The organism is Anaerocolumna sp. AGMB13025 (assembly GCF_029689925.1).
In the GTDB taxonomy this organism is placed as follows: Bacteria; Bacillota; Clostridia; order Lachnospirales; family Lachnospiraceae; genus Anaerocolumna.
On record NZ_CP121445.1, the window covers coordinates 4622430 to 4638717 of the forward strand.

Sequence of the window (16288 nt, forward strand, 5' to 3'; positions counted from 1 at the left end):
CTCGTCTGTAATTTTTTTCCAGACTTGTAAATTTAATGTAAAGTTTGATATATGCAAAATTTTACATCATATTTTGTCACATGTCAACAAATTATACTATATTTTTCCATTATTTTTAGACTTATTATGGTAAAAGTTCTGCTTCTTTTATTCTACAACTAGATAACGAAATCAGTCGCCTGAGCCTAAGGATACCGTTACATAAATCTTAGCATCTAAATCCACTTCCTGATCCTTTACTGTCTGATCAATTATCTTACCTTTAACAACATCGGAGGAATACCAGTCTGTAAACACAAGTTCAATATCCGCTTTCTTTTTATTAACCTCTTTCTGCCATCCCACTATCTCTGACTTTGACATACCGGTAAAATCCTTAAGGAATACTTTTCCAAGAGACACATTAATCTTTAAGTTTTCCCCCTTGGGCAGATAAGTTCCTTTATAATTCTGTCCGTACAGCTTTCCTTCTTCATAGGTATCACTGTAACATTCGTTAACGACATAAGGTACACCGTTGGTATCACACCATAATTTCAAATCCTCTTTGGCAAGACCATCGAAATTCTTAATCAGTACTCCATTGTCCGTTTCTGACACCCATACATCAATTATCTGGTCAATATCCACAAGATCCTCTACTATGCTTTGCTTTGTAATCACACCTTTTGCCTTTGTTGTATCCGTATCTGCAAGAAAGGTCAGTTCGATATGGGCACCTTTTTGATTTACGTCATCTCTCCACGTTAGTATCTCTGATTTAGTTTTACCGATAAAATTTTCTGCCATAACAAGACCCAGAGAGTGGTATACGGTAAGAGTCTTACCAGAGGGTATATAATCCCCTGCCCTACAGTCCTGCTTATATAGTTTTCCAATGGAATAATCACTGGAGTAACTGTCAATCACATTAAGAGTAATTCCGTTTCGCATTGCCCATGCCTTGGCATCATTAAGGGTTAGTTTCCACATACTTTCTGCACGGATTCCACTGTTGACGGCAATGGAAAGCAGGATGGTTTCCCCGGTATTAACCCGCTTTTTGGGCTTTACATTCTGACCGATTACGGTTTGACTAAGAGCTTTCCCATTCTCTACTTCACGATAGTTAAGGGTAATATTTAAGTCTTTCGCTGCAATTTCCGCTTCACTTTTTGTCATACCCGAAAAATCAGGAAGTACAACCATATCTTCCTTGTCCTTTAGTACCAGAGTTATAATCTGGTCTGCGCCGATTTTAGCACCGGATGAGATGGACTGGGACGTAATGATTCCCTGCTCTCCCACTTCGTCCCCATTACGAAGGAATACCTTAATACCGTAAAGTCCTGCCAGACTCGTTGCTTCCGCTTTCGATAAACCTCCAAAATCCGGCACCAGGATTTTTCCCTCTTCCCTGGCAATTCTTACGGTAAGAATCTGTTTCTGATCGATTTCTGTTCCCGCCGCAATATCCTGACCGATTACCGTATCAATTTTGGCATCATTTATCTCCAGTTTGAAAAATACACTCATTCCATAAAGGGTTGCAAACTCTGAAGCTTCCGTTCTGGTCATACCTGTAAAATCAGGTACCAAAATCGCTTTTCCTCTGGATATACTGATTTTAACGGAATCCTTCCGTGTAATCTTCGTATCTTTTTTTATGCTTTGGTTAAATACCTTACCGTATTCTATATCCGGATTAAACACTTCTTTTATTGTAACTTTCATTTCATTGTCTTCTTCCCATTGCAGAATATCCGTCTTGGTCTTTCCGTAAAAATCCGGCATTTTAACTGTTGCGCTTAGATCTTCATTACCGCTTGATACATAGATGGTCATTCTGTTTTTCCGGAGGAATTCCTCCACAGAGCCGTCGACAAACTCATAGCTGATGACCTCATCTTTCGGAATTACTTCGCTGGTTTCGAATTTGATGGTTATCCCTGACATTTGATTATCAGCAATCCAACCTTTTAGTTCCGGTAATTTCATATTCTGAATATCCGGCAGTGCTACAGCCTCCTCCGGGTCTGCACCTAAAGAATAGGTTACCGTTAAAGCACTGCTTTTACTAATCCTTTTACCTGGCTTAATATCCTGGGATATGACACTATCAGCAGCAATTTTCTTACTGTAGATTCCATTCATTACGGTATTTTCATGCTCCTTTAAACTCCAGGTCTGTACCTCTTCAAGCTTCCAGTCAGACATATCGGGAACAGTCACTTTACCCAACTGCATAAATACAAGAATAGCCAGACCTGTGAGCAGAATGGCAGCCCCTGCCACAATCCACCGTCCGGGTCTTTTCTGTGCCGGTACAAACACCTCTTCCTGAAAGCTTTCCGGTTTTTTCTCAGATATATCATCTAGAAAACTCTTACGTCCATCCATACTATTCCCCACGTTCTTCTACTAATTTACCATCAAACAGCTTTAAAGTAATATCACTGCTTCCTGCCACCTCATCGGAATGAGTAACTAAGATTATTGTTTTATCATAGTCGTGGGCCAGTTGCTTAAATAATTCGATGATTTCCTTTGCAGTAGCCGTATCAAGAGCTCCGGTAGGTTCATCCCCGAGGATTAAATCCACATCTTTTGCAAGGGCTCTGGCAATTGCCACCCTTTGCTGCTCACCGCCGGATAATTTAGTAATCAGCCGGTCTGCTTTAGACTGAACGATTCCCACAGAGGAAAGGATTTTATACGCAGTCTCCCTTTGTCCTTTACCCCTTTTATGATCCATGATCATCATGTTTGTTTCCACATTTTCCACTCCGGTTAAATAATCGGTCAGATTATATTTCTGGAATATGATTGCCATGTGGTTGCGCCTGAATTTTGTATATCCAATACTTTTGATATCCTTGCCCTGGTACAATACCTTGCCCTTTTCCGGAACATCCAGGGCACTGGCCAGTGCTAAAAGTGTAGTCTTTCCTGAACCCGAAGGTCCAAGTATGGTATAAAATTTTCCTTTCTCAAATTGAAAGGAAAGCTCGTTTAAAATCATCCTCTTTTTTCCGCCGTCTATGTAACCGTAAGATAATTTCTCCAATTCAAATATAATTGACTCCATTTATTGCCTCTCTTTCTAATTCTGTAAGGATTCCCTGGGTTTATAGGAAAGTATGATCAGTAACGGTGCACCTGCCGAAAGAATTACCAATCCAAAACTAATCAATAACAGGTTATAAACCACTTCGCCATCAACGGATACATTAAACTCTTTGGCCACATCGCTGATTTTGACCTGATTTTTTTCAGCTCCGCCGATAGCGAAGGATATGGCTCCGCCGGTGTTTTTGGTATTCTCTTCCACCAATTGGTTTTTTACGATCCAGGAAGCGGCATAGTCTGCACTAAATCTGCTGGCTGCAGCCGCGACGGTAAAGGCTATTACGGAAACTGCAAGGATTTCAAGTAAAAATTGTGATAAAATCTTTTGTTTCCCTTCCCCGCTGGATAATAACAGACCGATTTCAAATTTACGGTCTCTGACAAAGATCGTAATAATCGCCAGCATGATAATTGCACCGGCAGCAAATACCACAACCAGAAGAATCGATATTACTGTACTGATTAAATCCAAGGGTCTGGTTAAAGACTTGTACTCATTATCACTGGCATATAAGGTAATATAATCGTTAGGCATCTGTTTCTTGTGCCGGTCAATGAATTTATCAATATCCATTGGATCCTTAAGCCTGAAGCTTACGGAAGCCGCCTTGCTGTCATCGGACTGGGTACCTGAAAGTTTTTTTGCACTCTCTAAAGAGGTATACATCTGATCCACCATAAAGGAAGAACTGCCCTTAAAAATCCCGGTAATTTCAAAAGAATAGGTCTGTTTATCCACACTGGAGGTCAGTTCAACCGAGTCTCCTACCGCTAAATTATTCTTTCCGGCAAACTCTTCGGATATCAAAAGCGTATCCTTCCCTTCATCTTCCTTACCCCGAAGCCGTCCCTGGGTAATTTTATAAGTTCCGTCGTCAAATTCCTGGGGCGTGTCAGAACTGCTGCCTATGACCATAAAGGATGACCCCAGATCGGAAGCTGAACCAACGGTTGCAACAGATAACTGTCCCCCCTCGCTGCCGCCTCCCAAATTCACAGCACTTTTTAAATCCTCATTCCCTGCACTGGTTATTTCCGTTATATATAAATCCTTTACCAACGGATCCTTAGCAATTTCTCTGGCTAAAGAAGCTGACAGATTTAACTTGGTATAATCCGCCTGGGATAATTGATCTTCCATGGCTTTCATATAATCTGCCTTCATTTCAACTACCGCCCCCAGCTCCTTACGGACATATACCTTTGACGAGTTCACACTGTTCTTTATAATAATTCCTGTAAATACCAGACCATACACAACAAATAATATGACAAATATCATTATGGCCTTAGTCGGTTTCCTAATCAGACTTAGGAACGCATGCTTTATTGCTCTCATAACATCTTTCCTCCTGTTTTTATTGGCTCACGGCCTTGTAATAAATTCTAGAGTCCCCGTGTGTGATTCCTGTGAGAATTCTGTGGGACCTTGATGAAACATGAGTTTTTCCTGTCTTTCACACAAACAACACATCAAAATGTTATGATAGAGTTATAACTGTTAAGGATTAAATAGGTCTAACCATAGATAAAAAGGTTCAAAATATAGGATGAGGAAGGTTTAAAGTTTTATGAGTTATAATGTTCTGGTTGTTGAGGACGATATGAAAATGAATGAGATTTTGGTGGATTATCTGGAAACTGACGGTTATCAGGTATATAGCGCAAGAGACGGTATCGAAGCGTTATCCCTGTTTGACCATGAAACGATCCAGTTGGTCATATTAGACATCATGATACCGAAACTGGACGGTTGGTCCGTATGCCGCCGGATACGACAAAAATCCGATGTCCTGATTATCATTTTAAGTGCCCGCAGTGAGGAAGACGATAAACTCTTAGGTTATGAACTCGGAGCAGATGAATATATTACAAAGCCCTTTAGTCCCAGAGTGCTTCTTGCAGCCATTTCAGCTCTTTTAAAACGAAGTATCATTCACAGTGCTCCCGCCGAATCAATCATACGCCATAAGGAAATTGCCATTAACAAAGAAGCCTATTCGGCGGTCCTTTCCGGTAAGGAACTTTCCTTAACGGTTAAAGAATATGAACTGCTTTTAAAGTTCATGGAAAATCCGGGGAAAGTATACCGCAGGGATGTATTAATCAATGCGATCTGGGGTTATGACTATTTAGGAGACGGCAGAGTGGTAGACACCAATATTAAAACCCTGCGTAAAAAACTGGGTGACTGCTCCCACTATATTCAGACTGTAATTGGTATCGGGTATAAATTTGAAGGAAAGTGAGGAGGAAATAATGAGAATATCTTTATCCGTTAAAATGTTATTATTAACTCTGGGATCATTTCTGCTTCTGATCTTTGGTATCATTGGGTCCTTGTATGTATATTTCAACCGTTTTTATGAACCGGAAAAAATCAATCAGATGATAAATTCCATTAATAAATTTACCTCTGAATTGGAAAACAGCCAGTGGACAGACAATCAGCTTTATTCAGAAGTTTCAAAGTTTATGAAAAACCAGAATGTGACGATGAGCATACAACCTCAATATATCCAGATTACGACGAAGCCAGCCGAATTAATGAATACTTATTCCGTTCCCGATTATGTTGTTATACATAGTGATTTTTCCTTAAATGCCTTAACTGACAATAAGATAAATGCTTCCTTGAACTTTAAATACATCGGCCCAGGTTTCTTAAATCCTGATAATTCTCTTCCCGGTAATTCAGGAGTATCCATCTCCTATGCCTCGTTAGATACTGCCACAGCCTTTGCTACTGTATCCACCGCTGCCATTAACGGCAGCCTTGTTCTCTATCCGGCAGCCACTGCTTCTGCTTCCGGTATCACAAGTAAAATGGAATCCTATGAGAAAAAAGGTGTAACTTATACCATAAGCACCATACCTTATACCAATTACAGACAGGTTAATTTCACCAAGCAAAGTACGTTAAAAAGCGGTGACATAAAAATCACCAGTGTAAACCTGTCCCTCCAATCGGTAGATGAGGTTAGCCGGTTTCTAATCCGCTTCTTTCCATTCTTAATAAGTGCGTCAATACTTCTGTCCATAATTATGGTAGTGGTATATTCAAGAACCATTTCAAAACCTATTATGAGCATAACCAACACGGCAAACCGTATGGCCAATATGGAACTGGGAATCTCCTCCGATGTAAAACGGAAGGATGAGCTGGGAGCTTTATCTGTTAGCCTGAATACACTGTCTGTCAATTTAAAGGATGCTTTGGATGACTTAAGCCTGGCCAACGCCAAATTAACCGTAGATTACGAGAATGAAGTGCGCCAGGAAAAAGCAAGGAAAGAATTTGTAGCCAATGTATCCCACGAATTAAAGACTCCACTGGGAGTAATCAGAAGCTATACCGAAGGAATCCGAGATGGCGTAAAAGCAGAGAAAAAGGACCATTACATGGACGTAATTTTAAGTGAGATTACCCATATGGATCAAATGCTCCTGGAAATGCTTGAAATATCAAAGTTTGATGCCGGTGTTGTAACCTACGACAAGTCTCCTCTGGATATTAGACCCTTATTAGACAATACCATCAAAGTCTTTTCCGATAAAGCCCTGGACAAAGAAGTGACCTTTGAACTTACCGGTGAATTTGGTCTTGTTATAATGGATGAGAAAAAAATTGAACGAGTACTAAAAAACCTCATTGGGAATGCCGTAAAATACTGCAATTCCGGTTCTGTCATAAGAATTGCCGGCGAAAGCTCTGAGAATGAACTGAGAATTGGAATTGAAAATGACTGTCCTGCATTAGATGAAGAGGTTTTAAGCAGAATCTGGGACCGTTTTTATAAAGCCGATGCCTCTCATAACCGGGATGCAGACGGAACCGGACTTGGTCTTGCCATCGTAAAATCCATACTGGAAGGTCATGGCTGCTCCTATGGAGTCGAAAACACTGACCGGGGAATCTGTTTTTATTTTATGCTGAATACTTAGAATTAATATAAAAAGGGATAAAAATTGCTTTGCCCAAACATCCTGTAATATCATTTAGATTAATAGAAGATTTCCTCTCAGACAGTTACCAAGCCCAACGATAGAACCAGTTAAAAGGCTGTTGCAGAATTCAAAATGTAAATTACTTGGGAGAGAATACGGATTATGTTTTGCAGAAATTTTGTGGAAAGTATGCTCGAATGGCTGCAAGATAGAGAATGCAGCCATTTATTCTCGCGAACTTGAAACGATCAGTTATTTGCATTTATAATTTCATTCAAAGTAACATTTTGATTTCTGAATCTGGCTAAGCTTTTCTCTTTTTTCAGGCTGATTGCCGTCTGAGGACAATTGTGAATGCAAGCGAGGCAATGTTCGCAATTATCATGAAAAACAGGCTTTCCCTTAACTTTTATGTTATCAACAGGACAGACTTTTTCACAGACCTTACAGCCATTACAGTTACTGTTCACCTTGAAATTACTGTCAAAATGGTTATCATACTGTTTCATTTGGCTTGCTCTAATTATTTTGGCAAATGCTGCATTCATCTTAATATAGTTTCTCTCTTCTACAATATCTTTCCTAATAATATTTAGATTTTCTTCGATTTTTTTCCCGGGCTCTTTTTTAAGCTGCCGGTTCATTTCAAATACCGGAAGATAATTATCAACCATAAGTATTTCATTATAATATGATATTTTTATATTATTTCGTTCTGCGATTTCCAAAAGATGCCTTGAAGTCCCCCAGGAAAAGGAACCATAGGATCCTATCACAAAAATATACTTGCTTTTTAAATTAGATTTATTAAGGAATTCCTCCACGACCTTAGGAACCCCGCTATAAAAGACCGGGAAAACAATACCTATTTTCTCAGCTTCAATCTCAAGCTGATTTTCCTTTAGCAATTTCGGGATAGAGTAATACTCTCCACCCAACTGTTTCGCAATATATAAATTGTTTCCTGTAGCTGTAAAATATAATACTTTCATATGATTTCCTCCCTATTTGCCGTTGCGTTTGTAACGTCTTGAATGTATAATAATACTCAAATACTAAAAATACAAGTAAAATGACCCGGACGTTACAAAGGAGGATTGTTTGTAATGCAGAACCAAAATAATGTCTTACAGAATCAAATAGCCAAAGAAAGCATATTCACCGCACTTATGATTTTAATGAAACAAAAGAATTTTAGTGAAATTACTATCACCGAATTAACGAAACGAGCCGGTGTGTCACGCATGGCCTTTTACAGAAATTACAATAAGATGGAGGAGGTTATTACTCTTTATCTTATGGAATATTTAGAAGACTGCTCAAAGCATTTGATTAATAACAATAAACTAGATAATTATGAAAGCGCACGTATCTATTTTTCCTGCTTTAGACAACAGGAAACATTAATTACCAATTTGATTCATTCCAATATGGCCAATCTTATATTTGAAAGCAGTGTTGAATTCTTCCATGCCCTTTCCAAAAATATAATATGTGAAAGACCATGCTCTCCCGAAAAACATAAATATTTTGCAGAATTTATAGTCGGAGGCCTTTATAAGGTTTTGATTGAATGGGCACAGACCGGTATGTCAGAAAGTGATGAAAAAATGGCAGATTTCGTTAATCAATTAATGAAAGATTAGAATAGCCTCACTTTCTTACAACCATTGGTCAAAACTTCCCTAACGGAAGAGTCAAGAGGGAAAAAGATTTTACTGCTTAAATTCTGCTCTGGTTCTCTATCCTTTTTAAGTCTGCTTTTTCTATACGAAGGAGCGCCTGTTTCTTCTCCAGTCCTCCTGCATACCCGGTCAGGCTTCCATTTGTACCGATCACTCGATGGCAGGGAATCAGAATTGAGATTGGGTTGTGTCCCACCGCTCCGCCGACAGCCTGAGCTGACATGGAAGTTAGACCTTTTGAAATTGCTGTCTTTTTTGCAATCTCCCCGTATGTGGTAACCTGTCCATAGGGTATTTCAAGAAGTATGTTCCAGATTTCTTTCTGAAAGTCTGTCCCTTCCGGTTTTAATTCCGGGAGTGGGATATTCCTTTGGCCTTTAAAGTAATCCTCAAGCCAACTGCCAAGTTGTATGAATAGGGGATGCTGTGGGTCATATTTCCAGGTATCTTTAGCTGCCGGATAATATTTTTGTCCAACAAACCAGACTCCTTTTATCGCACCATCCTCTGCCGATGCGGTTATCTCGCCCAGAGGACTTTTTATATTGGTATAAATCATTTTTTTGACACCTCCTGATTCATTTTATTTTCCTTCAGTGAATTCCATAAATTCATCACAGCATAGGATCGCCAGGGCTTCCATTCCTGGGATTTTTCTAAAATCTCTTTTTCCGTTAAGTTAGACAGTGCTTTTTTCACGCCATAATCGGTATGTGGAAATGCATCCGGCCAGCTAAAGGCACGCATTCCGATGTACTGTACCGTCCAGGGTCCGAACCCTGGGAGTTTAAGCAGCTTTTCCATCTGAACCTTAGGATCTGCGTCTGATGTAAAATGGATTGAACCGGTTTCAATTGCTTCTGCCAAAGCATAAATCGAGCGCCCACGTGCACCGGTTATTCCAAGGGGTCCCAGATTATTTTCAATGGGAGGCTTCAGACTTAAAATAGTCTCTGAGGTTGGAAATGTATATTGGAGTTCTTCAAAGGGTGTAGTGATAGTCCCTCCAAAGGCATGAGCAAAACGCATGGCAAGGGTTCTGGCTGCTTTCACAGTTACCTGCTGCCCTAATACAGCCCGCACAGATATTTCAAAAGGATCAAAACACCCCGGCAGACGCAGTCCCGGTACACACAGACCCGGTGTCAATTCGTCTAATACAGATAACTTTTTATATATTTCAATCGGATCACAATTTAAATCAAAAAGTCTTCTTAACCTTGCAAGTATCTTTGTCAAAACCGGCAAAAGAGCAGCGCACATAGTGATTGAAAGAGAATTATTCTTTGGCTTATTTTCAACTGAGATCCAGCCGCAGTACAGTTCCTTCCCGTTATGAACCGCAACCGTCCTGCTGTAAATTCCGTCTTTGACTAACTCCACCCCTGTAATTGCCCGTCCAGCCAAAAATTCAATCAGTTCATCCCATGCATAAGGTGGCCGATACCCCAGGGTTAAAGTTATTGTTTCTTTATTCTCTGTCATGGCCTTTTCCGATTTACGAAATGCTGTTGGTGCAGCCCGGTAATATTTCTTAAACAAATCATTAAATCTTCTTATACTTCCAAAACCCGAATACAAAGCTACTTTTGTAATAGACAGTCCCGTATCCGCCAGTAAGCATTTTGCCAGGAGAAGTCTGCGGGTCTGTAAATATTGAACCGGGGATACCCCAAACCTTTCTGTAAAAGCCCTGCGTAAATGCCTGTCGGTAACGTCCAGCATAGCTGCAAGGTCTGCGATTTTCATATCTGCCAGGCAATTTTCTTCCATAATCATGGCAGCTTTCTGGGCAAGGTAGGAAGTACTGTCCACTAACGATAAACCTGGTGCCAATTCAGGCCTGCATCGACGGCACGGTCTGTACCCGGCGGCTTCCGCAGCTGGTGCACTCATAAAGAAAGTGCAGTTTTCTTCTTTGGGCAGCTTGACCCGGCAAATTGGCCGGCAATAAATCCCCGTAGAAGATACTCCGGTAAAAAAACGCCCGTCAAAGCGTGGGTCATGAGCCTTTAATGCCGCATAACAGGCAGTTCTGTCAAGATCAGCAGAATGATGTTCTTTTCTCATAGTATTTCACCTCTTTTGTATAGGATAGCACGAAAAGAGGATCTTAACTAGCTGTTTTCGGACATCTGCATTAATTTCTGCAGAACAAAGAGTCTGGCTCGCCAGACTCTAGCGCTGACGCACTGTCACGACAGTGACAATCTTCCTTAAGTGCGTCATGCGCATCCTGCCTGGAAGGCTTTTTTATTGCATAGGTAAGTTCGAAGAAGTTTCCTATGCAATAAAAAAATCAGGCTCTAGTGGAGAATTAACTGCCACTAAAGCCTGCTAATACTAAATCCTAACTATTATTCGCCTGATGCTTATCATTCCTACTTTTAGAGTTCCTGCTTTTCAAGTTCCTGCTATTCAAACTCCCCAGCTATAATCTTTAAATTTTCAATAATATTAATATGCTGTGGACAGACCATTTCACAGTTGCCGCAGGCAATACAATCCGAGGCCTTGCCGTTCATTCTGGTCTCAAGTCCGTAACGGCTTTTAGCGCTTGCCAGGTCATTATAAACTAATTTCCGATTATAGGTTGCAAAAACATTGGGAATCCGTATATCCTGCGGACACCCTTTTACACAGTATTGACATGCCGTACAGGGGATATTCGGTATTTCTCTGAGTGCTTTCTGTGCTTTCTCAATCACGGCCTGTTCCTCTTTACTAAGGGGTTTGAAATCTTCCATAAAGGATACATTATCCCGTACCTGATCCATAGTTGACATTCCGCTGAGTACTGTAATTATGTTATCAAGAGAAGCCGCATACCGTATCGCCCAGGATGCAAGGGAAGCATTGGGATTGGCCTCTTCAAATATTTTGCGGATATCCTCGGTAGGGTTAGCTAATAGTCCCCCCTTAACCGGTTCCATTACAATAATAGGCTTCTGATGCTTAAGCGCTACTTCATAACATTTTCTGGCCTGAATAGTGGGGCTTTCCCAATCATCATAATTCAACTGAAATTGTACAAATTCTGCCTCCGGGTGTTCGGTTAAGACTTTATCCAGTGCTTCTGCATTGTCATGGATTGAAAAACCGATATGGCGTACAACTCCTTTTTCCTTAAGTTCACGGGCATATTCCCACATTCCGTAATCATCAAAAAATTTGGTGCGGCTGTCTCCCAGATTATGGAGCAGATAGTAATCAATATATCCTGCACCGGTGCGCTCTAAGGAAGTCCAGATCATGTTTTGGGCTTCTTCTTTGGTTTTTACAATCCATACTGGACATTTAGTTGCTATCTGAAAGCTCTCCCTGGGATAACGGTCAACGATTGCAGCTTTCATCGCCTCTTCTGATTTACCGCCATTATAACCCCAGGAGGAATCAAAATAACTGAAACCTTTGGACATGAACAGATCCACCATTTCCTTGGTCTGTTCCATATCAATTTCTTCCCCTATCATCGGAAGCCTCATAAAACCGAAACCTAACTTCGGAATATTTTCACCTAAAAATGCCATACAATATCAACCTCCTGGTTATCTCTGAACCTCACTTGCAGGTTCTATTCGTTTGTCCTTTTGTAACTTAGTACTAACTTTTTTCGAAATGGCTTTGAATTATTATACCGCATTATTTCTTGACTATGAAGTGCATATCGGTTATTATGGCATAAACTAAAAGTTTAAACAGAAAGGTAGACGCATTATGATAAATCAAATGAAAACCTTTATCCAGGTTGCAGACAATGGCAGTTTTTCCAAGGCTTCGGAAAAGCTGTTTATTTCTCCGACAGCAGTAATTAAACAAATCAATCTGTTAGAATCGGCTGTTGGGGTGCCCCTGTTATATCGAACAAACCATGGCATACAGTTATCGGATGCCGGGAAATCCTTTTATAAAGATGTGAAAGAAATCTTGTATTCCACCGAAGCTGCCGTTTTGCGGGCACGGAAAACCGTTCAGGATAATAAGCATGTTATCCGTGTAGGTTCTTCTTTACTTAATCCTTGCAAAGTATTATTAGATATCTGGAATGGAATTCGAGAACAATACCCTCAGTTCATCATAAAAATTGTACCCTTTGATGACAAGTCGGATGCTCCGGACAAGACATACCTTAATCTGGGCAAACACTTTGACATTTTAGTAGCTCCAAAAGTTATAGTGAACTGGAAAGGACCTTTTCAAGTTTTAAAACTCGGGGAGTACCGCTTATCTTTCGCGGTGTCTATCAGGCATCACTTAGCCCATAAGAAAGAACTTTCTCTAAACGACTTACATGGAGAGCAGTTACTTATAGTAAAACGCGGTAACAGCGGTCTGATAGACGTTGTTCGTGATTTCATTACGGAGCAGCACCCGGAAATCCACATCGTAGATGCCGGGCAGCACTACTCGATTGATGTATTTAACCGGTGCGAGCAGGGAAATGAGGTTCTTTTGACCCTGGATGCCTGGGATTCTATTCATCCTGCCTTGATAACCATACCCAGCGACATGAATTTCGCATGTCCTTACGGACTTTTGTATCCGCTAAACCCATCTTCTGCTGTCTCTGAATTTATTGAGATTTTTAAAGCTGCTAAATTCGAAGCTTTCACCTTTCATAAATATTAATAGACTCTCATTTCAATCTTGACACCGTAAAGATTCCATGCTACAATCTTTACAGTGTCAAGATTAGGAAAGGAAGAACATTAATATGAAAGAAAAAGCATATCACCATGGCAACTTACGGAATCAATTGATTGAATCTGGGATTGAGCTGATTAATGAAGAAGGCTTAAGCGGCTTTTCCCTACGTAAGGTTGCTGCCAAATGCGAGGTAAGCCATACCGCACCCTACAGCCATTTTAAGGATATTAACGGGTTGATTGGTGCTATGGGCGAGCATGTAACAAATCAATTTATGGATAAACTGCATACTGCCATTTTGAATCGGGAAAACAGTCCAGAGGCAATCTTACTGCTCGGGCAGGCATATATTGACTTTTTCCTTGAGAATCCCCAGTATTTTCAGTTCCTATTTTATCATTCGGGAATAACCATTGATTTGGATTCTGAAAGCCCTGAGGATTATCCGCCTTTCGCCTTATTTCGTACCACTGCTTATCAGCTGTTTCGGAGCAGGGGAATGTCTGAGACAGGCTTTTCAAAGATGCTGATCTCCCTATGGTCGGTAGTTCACGGTATCGCATCTCTCCTCTCCAATAACGGAGTCAGCTATTCCGGAGACTGGCAGGATATTTTCAGAGGTTTTATTAATGAAAAGGAGGAAAATTTATGAGAGTAATTATTCATGACTTATGCGAGCAGGAATTCGCTGCCTTTAATCTGGGACCGGATACCAATACAACCGTGATATCCGACAATGGTAAAATCCATAATTGCATTGGCTGCTTTGGATGCTGGGTCAAATCGCCGGGTACCTGCGTTTTAAAAGATGGTTATCAGAATATGGGAGAATTGCTCTCGAAATGCGATGAGCTTATTATTATCAGCAAATGTATCTATGGAAGTTACAGTCCTTTTGTCCGCAATGTTTTAGACAGAAGTATATCCTATCTGCTGCCCTATTTCGTTACCAAAAAGGGTGAGACACATCACCAAAAACGTTATGACCATAACTTCTCTCTGGCTGTACATTTTTATGGCAGTGATATAACCCCAGCTGAGAAAACCGCATCAGAAGCTTTGGTTAAAGCCAACAGTGTTAATCTGTACTCCACAGGCAACAAGGTATATTACTATAATGATCCGCAAAAGATTAAGGAGGGTTTACTATGAGAATCGCATTGATAAATGGAAGTCCTAAACTAAATAACAGCAACTCAGCTTTCATGCTAAAAGGACTTGAGACGTTTATATCCACAGGTAATGATATAATCCACTATACGATTAACAGAAATCCTCTGACCGAAGAGCAATACCTTGAACTATGCGGAATGGACATACTGGTTATTGCCTTCCCCTTATATATAGACGCTATACCCTCCCACTTGTTCAGAATGTTTGTTACTCTCGAAGAGTATATGAAGACAGAGCGAAAAAAAGATATTTACGTATATGCGATTGCAAACAATGGTTTTTATGAAGGAAAGCAAAATCACATTGCTTTTGAGATTATCAATAACTGGTGCCTGCGCTGCGGCCTTCACTTCGGGCAGGGAATTGCACAGGGCGGCGGCGAAATGATAGGGTTTATGGAAAAGGTTCCTCTTGGCCACGGCCCGCTTAAAAATCTGGGTAATACAATGAAAGCTCTGGCAGCTAACCTACAAGCGAGACAAACGGAACCTTCTGCTTTATTTAGTCCAAACTTTCCGCGTTTTGCCTGGCGTTTTGCGGCTACACACTTTTTCTGGAATGCAAGCGCTAAGAAAAACGGACTGAATAAAAAAGTTATCAGGAAAAGACTCTAACCCCCTGGTACCTATAAACTGCAGATATGGAAGTTCATATACTGTCAATCAGATAGTCTAAGACCATTTTCTGCCTTAGGCTATCTGATTCAATATTTCTTAATTTATATTAGCTTCCATTGCATGCCGCCTCTGCTATTCTTCCAATAGGCCATGGACTATACACACTAACACCCATGCATAACGCAAGCTGGCTTGCGATACTGCCCAAATAAGAAGTGTGAAATAAAACATTTCACACTAAAATCCCCCATGTATTCGTCATTGGTCTAAAGCTAAAAGGTTTCTTGCATTTAGTCTGTATATATGATCTTTTATGTTATCAGACAAATTCAATTGTTCAATTCTTTCAATCTGATCGTCAATACCTGCATAAGGCGTATCCGTACCAAAAACAATATGTTCATACCCGAAAGCTTCAATTGCCTGTTGAACATCTCTGCCCTGAATCCGTTTAGAGCTTGAAGTATCAAAGTAAATATTTTTTAGGTCTATTCCGCTATCTTTAATAAGATCTGTACCGGTCAAATGTCCAATAATAAATACTGCATTGGGGTTGTCCTTTATAAAACGCAATAGCTTCAGAACTTCCTTTTTAGAATATAAATGAATGAAAACCGGCAATTTATTGAAAGAAGCAATATCGACCAGCTTTTTAAATTCTTTGCCGTCAATCTGAAATGAATTCCAAGCCTGATGCAGTTTAATTCCTTTCGGCTGATAGGTACGGATACTATTTTCCAGATTATTCATATGCACTGCATCCAGTGGGTTTACCCAGAGAAACTGGATAATCAGTTGGGGGAGTTGATTCTTAAGCCCAAAGACAAATTGATTACCATCGCCGTTATCTTTGAGAAAATGGTTATAAGCCATACGATTCATGCGATTCATCCTAAAAATGCTGTCTGGTTTCTGTTTAAAAGGCATACTTGGTGGTTCCTGAAGGTTATGGATATTCTTGGGGCTTGTACATAAAACGATTTTCTCCAGTTTATATTTTGCGGCCATATTCTTTATGGAATCTACTGTACTGTAATTGCCTGCCGCATGAGCGTGAATATCAATTAACATAAGAACCCCCTAAGCATAATAACTAATTTAATATTATTT

General features: G+C 40.2%; 15 protein-coding genes. 7 read left to right on the forward strand and 8 right to left on the reverse strand.

Annotated features, from left to right (window positions below):
* Positions 1-171 precede the first annotated feature (171 nt).
* Genes QA584_RS19095 through QA584_RS19105 form a run of 3 tightly spaced genes read right to left on the reverse strand, consistent with a single transcriptional unit; the run spans position 172 to position 4447 of the window.
* Positions 172-2379: a PASTA domain-containing protein gene (locus tag QA584_RS19095; RefSeq protein ID WP_278270697.1), complete on the reverse strand. Its 2208-nt coding sequence runs from the start codon at positions 2377-2379 to the stop codon at positions 172-174.
* Position 2380: 1 nt separating this feature from the next.
* The gene (locus tag QA584_RS19100; RefSeq protein ID WP_278270698.1) at positions 2381-3067 is read right to left on the reverse strand and encodes an ABC transporter ATP-binding protein; all 687 of its coding nucleotides are present in this window, start codon (positions 3065-3067) and stop codon (positions 2381-2383) included.
* A gap of 15 nt (positions 3068-3082) precedes the next feature.
* The gene (locus QA584_RS19105) at positions 3083-4447 is read right to left on the reverse strand and encodes an ABC transporter permease (RefSeq protein WP_278270699.1); all 1365 of its coding nucleotides are present in this window, start codon (positions 4445-4447) and stop codon (positions 3083-3085) included.
* Between the two features lie 232 nt (positions 4448-4679).
* On the opposite strand from QA584_RS19105, the gene QA584_RS19110 reads away from it, so the two are divergent.
* On the forward strand, positions 4680-5357 hold the full coding sequence (locus QA584_RS19110; RefSeq protein WP_278270700.1) for a response regulator transcription factor: 678 nt from the start codon (positions 4680-4682) through the stop codon (positions 5355-5357).
* Positions 5358-5367: 10 nt separating this feature from the next.
* Positions 5368-7053 (forward strand): sensor histidine kinase, encoded by a 1686-nt coding sequence (locus QA584_RS19115; protein ID WP_278270701.1) that lies wholly within the window; start codon positions 5368-5370, stop codon positions 7051-7053.
* Positions 7054-7304: 251 nt separating this feature from the next.
* Here the strand turns inward: QA584_RS19115 and QA584_RS19120 are convergent, their stop codons facing one another.
* On the reverse strand, positions 7305-8048 hold the full coding sequence (locus QA584_RS19120) for an EFR1 family ferrodoxin (RefSeq protein ID WP_278270702.1): 744 nt from the start codon (positions 8046-8048) through the stop codon (positions 7305-7307).
* A 114-nt stretch (positions 8049-8162) separates the two neighbouring features.
* Here QA584_RS19120 and QA584_RS19125 point away from each other — a divergent pair, with 114 nt between their 5' ends.
* Positions 8163-8702 carry a TetR/AcrR family transcriptional regulator gene (locus tag QA584_RS19125; RefSeq protein ID WP_278270703.1) on the forward strand — a complete coding sequence of 180 codons (540 nt, stop codon included), beginning with the start codon at positions 8163-8165 and terminating at the stop codon, positions 8700-8702.
* Between the two features lie 76 nt (positions 8703-8778).
* Here QA584_RS19125 and QA584_RS19130 read toward each other — a convergent pair whose 3' ends face one another.
* The 3 genes from QA584_RS19130 to QA584_RS19140 all read right to left on the reverse strand — a co-directional run bounded on the left by QA584_RS19130 (position 8779) and on the right by QA584_RS19140 (position 12271).
* Positions 8779-9300 carry a methylated-DNA--[protein]-cysteine S-methyltransferase gene (locus tag QA584_RS19130; RefSeq protein ID WP_278270704.1) on the reverse strand — a complete coding sequence of 174 codons (522 nt, stop codon included), beginning with the start codon at positions 9298-9300 and terminating at the stop codon, positions 8779-8781.
* The gene (locus tag QA584_RS19135; protein WP_278270705.1) at positions 9297-10811 is read right to left on the reverse strand and encodes an AlkA N-terminal domain-containing protein; all 1515 of its coding nucleotides are present in this window, start codon (positions 10809-10811) and stop codon (positions 9297-9299) included. Before QA584_RS19135 ends, QA584_RS19130 begins: the two co-directional genes overlap by 4 nt.
* A gap of 344 nt (positions 10812-11155) precedes the next feature.
* Entirely contained in the window at positions 11156-12271 is a 1116-nt protein-coding gene (locus tag QA584_RS19140) for an aldo/keto reductase (protein WP_278270706.1), read from the reverse strand.
* Positions 12272-12458: 187 nt separating this feature from the next.
* Between QA584_RS19140 and QA584_RS19145 the strand changes: the two genes are divergently transcribed.
* The 4 genes from QA584_RS19145 to QA584_RS19160 all read left to right on the forward strand — a co-directional run bounded on the left by QA584_RS19145 (position 12459) and on the right by QA584_RS19160 (position 15175).
* Positions 12459-13370, forward strand: coding sequence for a LysR family transcriptional regulator (locus tag QA584_RS19145; RefSeq protein WP_278270707.1), 912 nt, complete (start codon positions 12459-12461; stop codon positions 13368-13370).
* Between the two features lie 85 nt (positions 13371-13455).
* Positions 13456-14040: a TetR/AcrR family transcriptional regulator gene (locus QA584_RS19150; protein ID WP_278270708.1), complete on the forward strand. Its 585-nt coding sequence runs from the start codon at positions 13456-13458 to the stop codon at positions 14038-14040.
* Positions 14037-14540, forward strand: a complete 504-nt coding sequence (locus tag QA584_RS19155; RefSeq protein ID WP_278270709.1) for a flavodoxin family protein — start codon at positions 14037-14039, stop codon at positions 14538-14540. The genes QA584_RS19150 and QA584_RS19155 overlap by 4 nt, the downstream gene beginning before the upstream one ends.
* Positions 14537-15175, forward strand: a complete 639-nt coding sequence (locus QA584_RS19160) for a hypothetical protein (RefSeq protein WP_278270710.1) — start codon at positions 14537-14539, stop codon at positions 15173-15175. Before QA584_RS19155 ends, QA584_RS19160 begins: the two co-directional genes overlap by 4 nt.
* Before the next feature lie 261 nt (positions 15176-15436).
* Here the strand turns inward: QA584_RS19160 and QA584_RS19165 are convergent, their stop codons facing one another.
* Positions 15437-16249, reverse strand: coding sequence for an amidohydrolase family protein (locus QA584_RS19165; RefSeq protein WP_278270711.1), 813 nt, complete (start codon positions 16247-16249; stop codon positions 15437-15439).
* Positions 16250-16288 lie beyond the last annotated feature (39 nt).

Coding starts and splice junctions, on each gene's coding strand:
- QA584_RS19095 (WP_278270697.1), bottom strand. CDS start 2,379: ATGGATGGACGTAAGAGTTTTCTAGATGATATATCTGAGAAAAAACCG.
- QA584_RS19100 (WP_278270698.1), bottom strand. CDS start 3,067: ATGGAGTCAATTATATTTGAATTGGAGAAATTATCTTACGGTTACATA.
- QA584_RS19105 (WP_278270699.1), bottom strand. CDS start 4,447: ATGAGAGCAATAAAGCATGCGTTCCTAAGTCTGATTAGGAAACCGACT.
- QA584_RS19110 (WP_278270700.1), top strand. CDS start 4,680: ATGAGTTATAATGTTCTGGTTGTTGAGGACGATATGAAAATGAATGAG.
- QA584_RS19115 (WP_278270701.1), top strand. CDS start 5,368: ATGAGAATATCTTTATCCGTTAAAATGTTATTATTAACTCTGGGATCA.
- QA584_RS19120 (WP_278270702.1), bottom strand. CDS start 8,048: ATGAAAGTATTATATTTTACAGCTACAGGAAACAATTTATATATTGCG.
- QA584_RS19125 (WP_278270703.1), top strand. CDS start 8,163: ATGCAGAACCAAAATAATGTCTTACAGAATCAAATAGCCAAAGAAAGC.
- QA584_RS19130 (WP_278270704.1), bottom strand. CDS start 9,300: ATGATTTATACCAATATAAAAAGTCCTCTGGGCGAGATAACCGCATCG.
- QA584_RS19135 (WP_278270705.1), bottom strand. CDS start 10,811: ATGAGAAAAGAACATCATTCTGCTGATCTTGACAGAACTGCCTGTTAT.
- QA584_RS19140 (WP_278270706.1), bottom strand. CDS start 12,271: ATGGCATTTTTAGGTGAAAATATTCCGAAGTTAGGTTTCGGTTTTATG.
- QA584_RS19145 (WP_278270707.1), top strand. CDS start 12,459: ATGATAAATCAAATGAAAACCTTTATCCAGGTTGCAGACAATGGCAGT.
- QA584_RS19150 (WP_278270708.1), top strand. CDS start 13,456: ATGAAAGAAAAAGCATATCACCATGGCAACTTACGGAATCAATTGATT.
- QA584_RS19155 (WP_278270709.1), top strand. CDS start 14,037: ATGAGAGTAATTATTCATGACTTATGCGAGCAGGAATTCGCTGCCTTT.
- QA584_RS19160 (WP_278270710.1), top strand. CDS start 14,537: ATGAGAATCGCATTGATAAATGGAAGTCCTAAACTAAATAACAGCAAC.
- QA584_RS19165 (WP_278270711.1), bottom strand. CDS start 16,249: ATGTTAATTGATATTCACGCTCATGCGGCAGGCAATTACAGTACAGTA.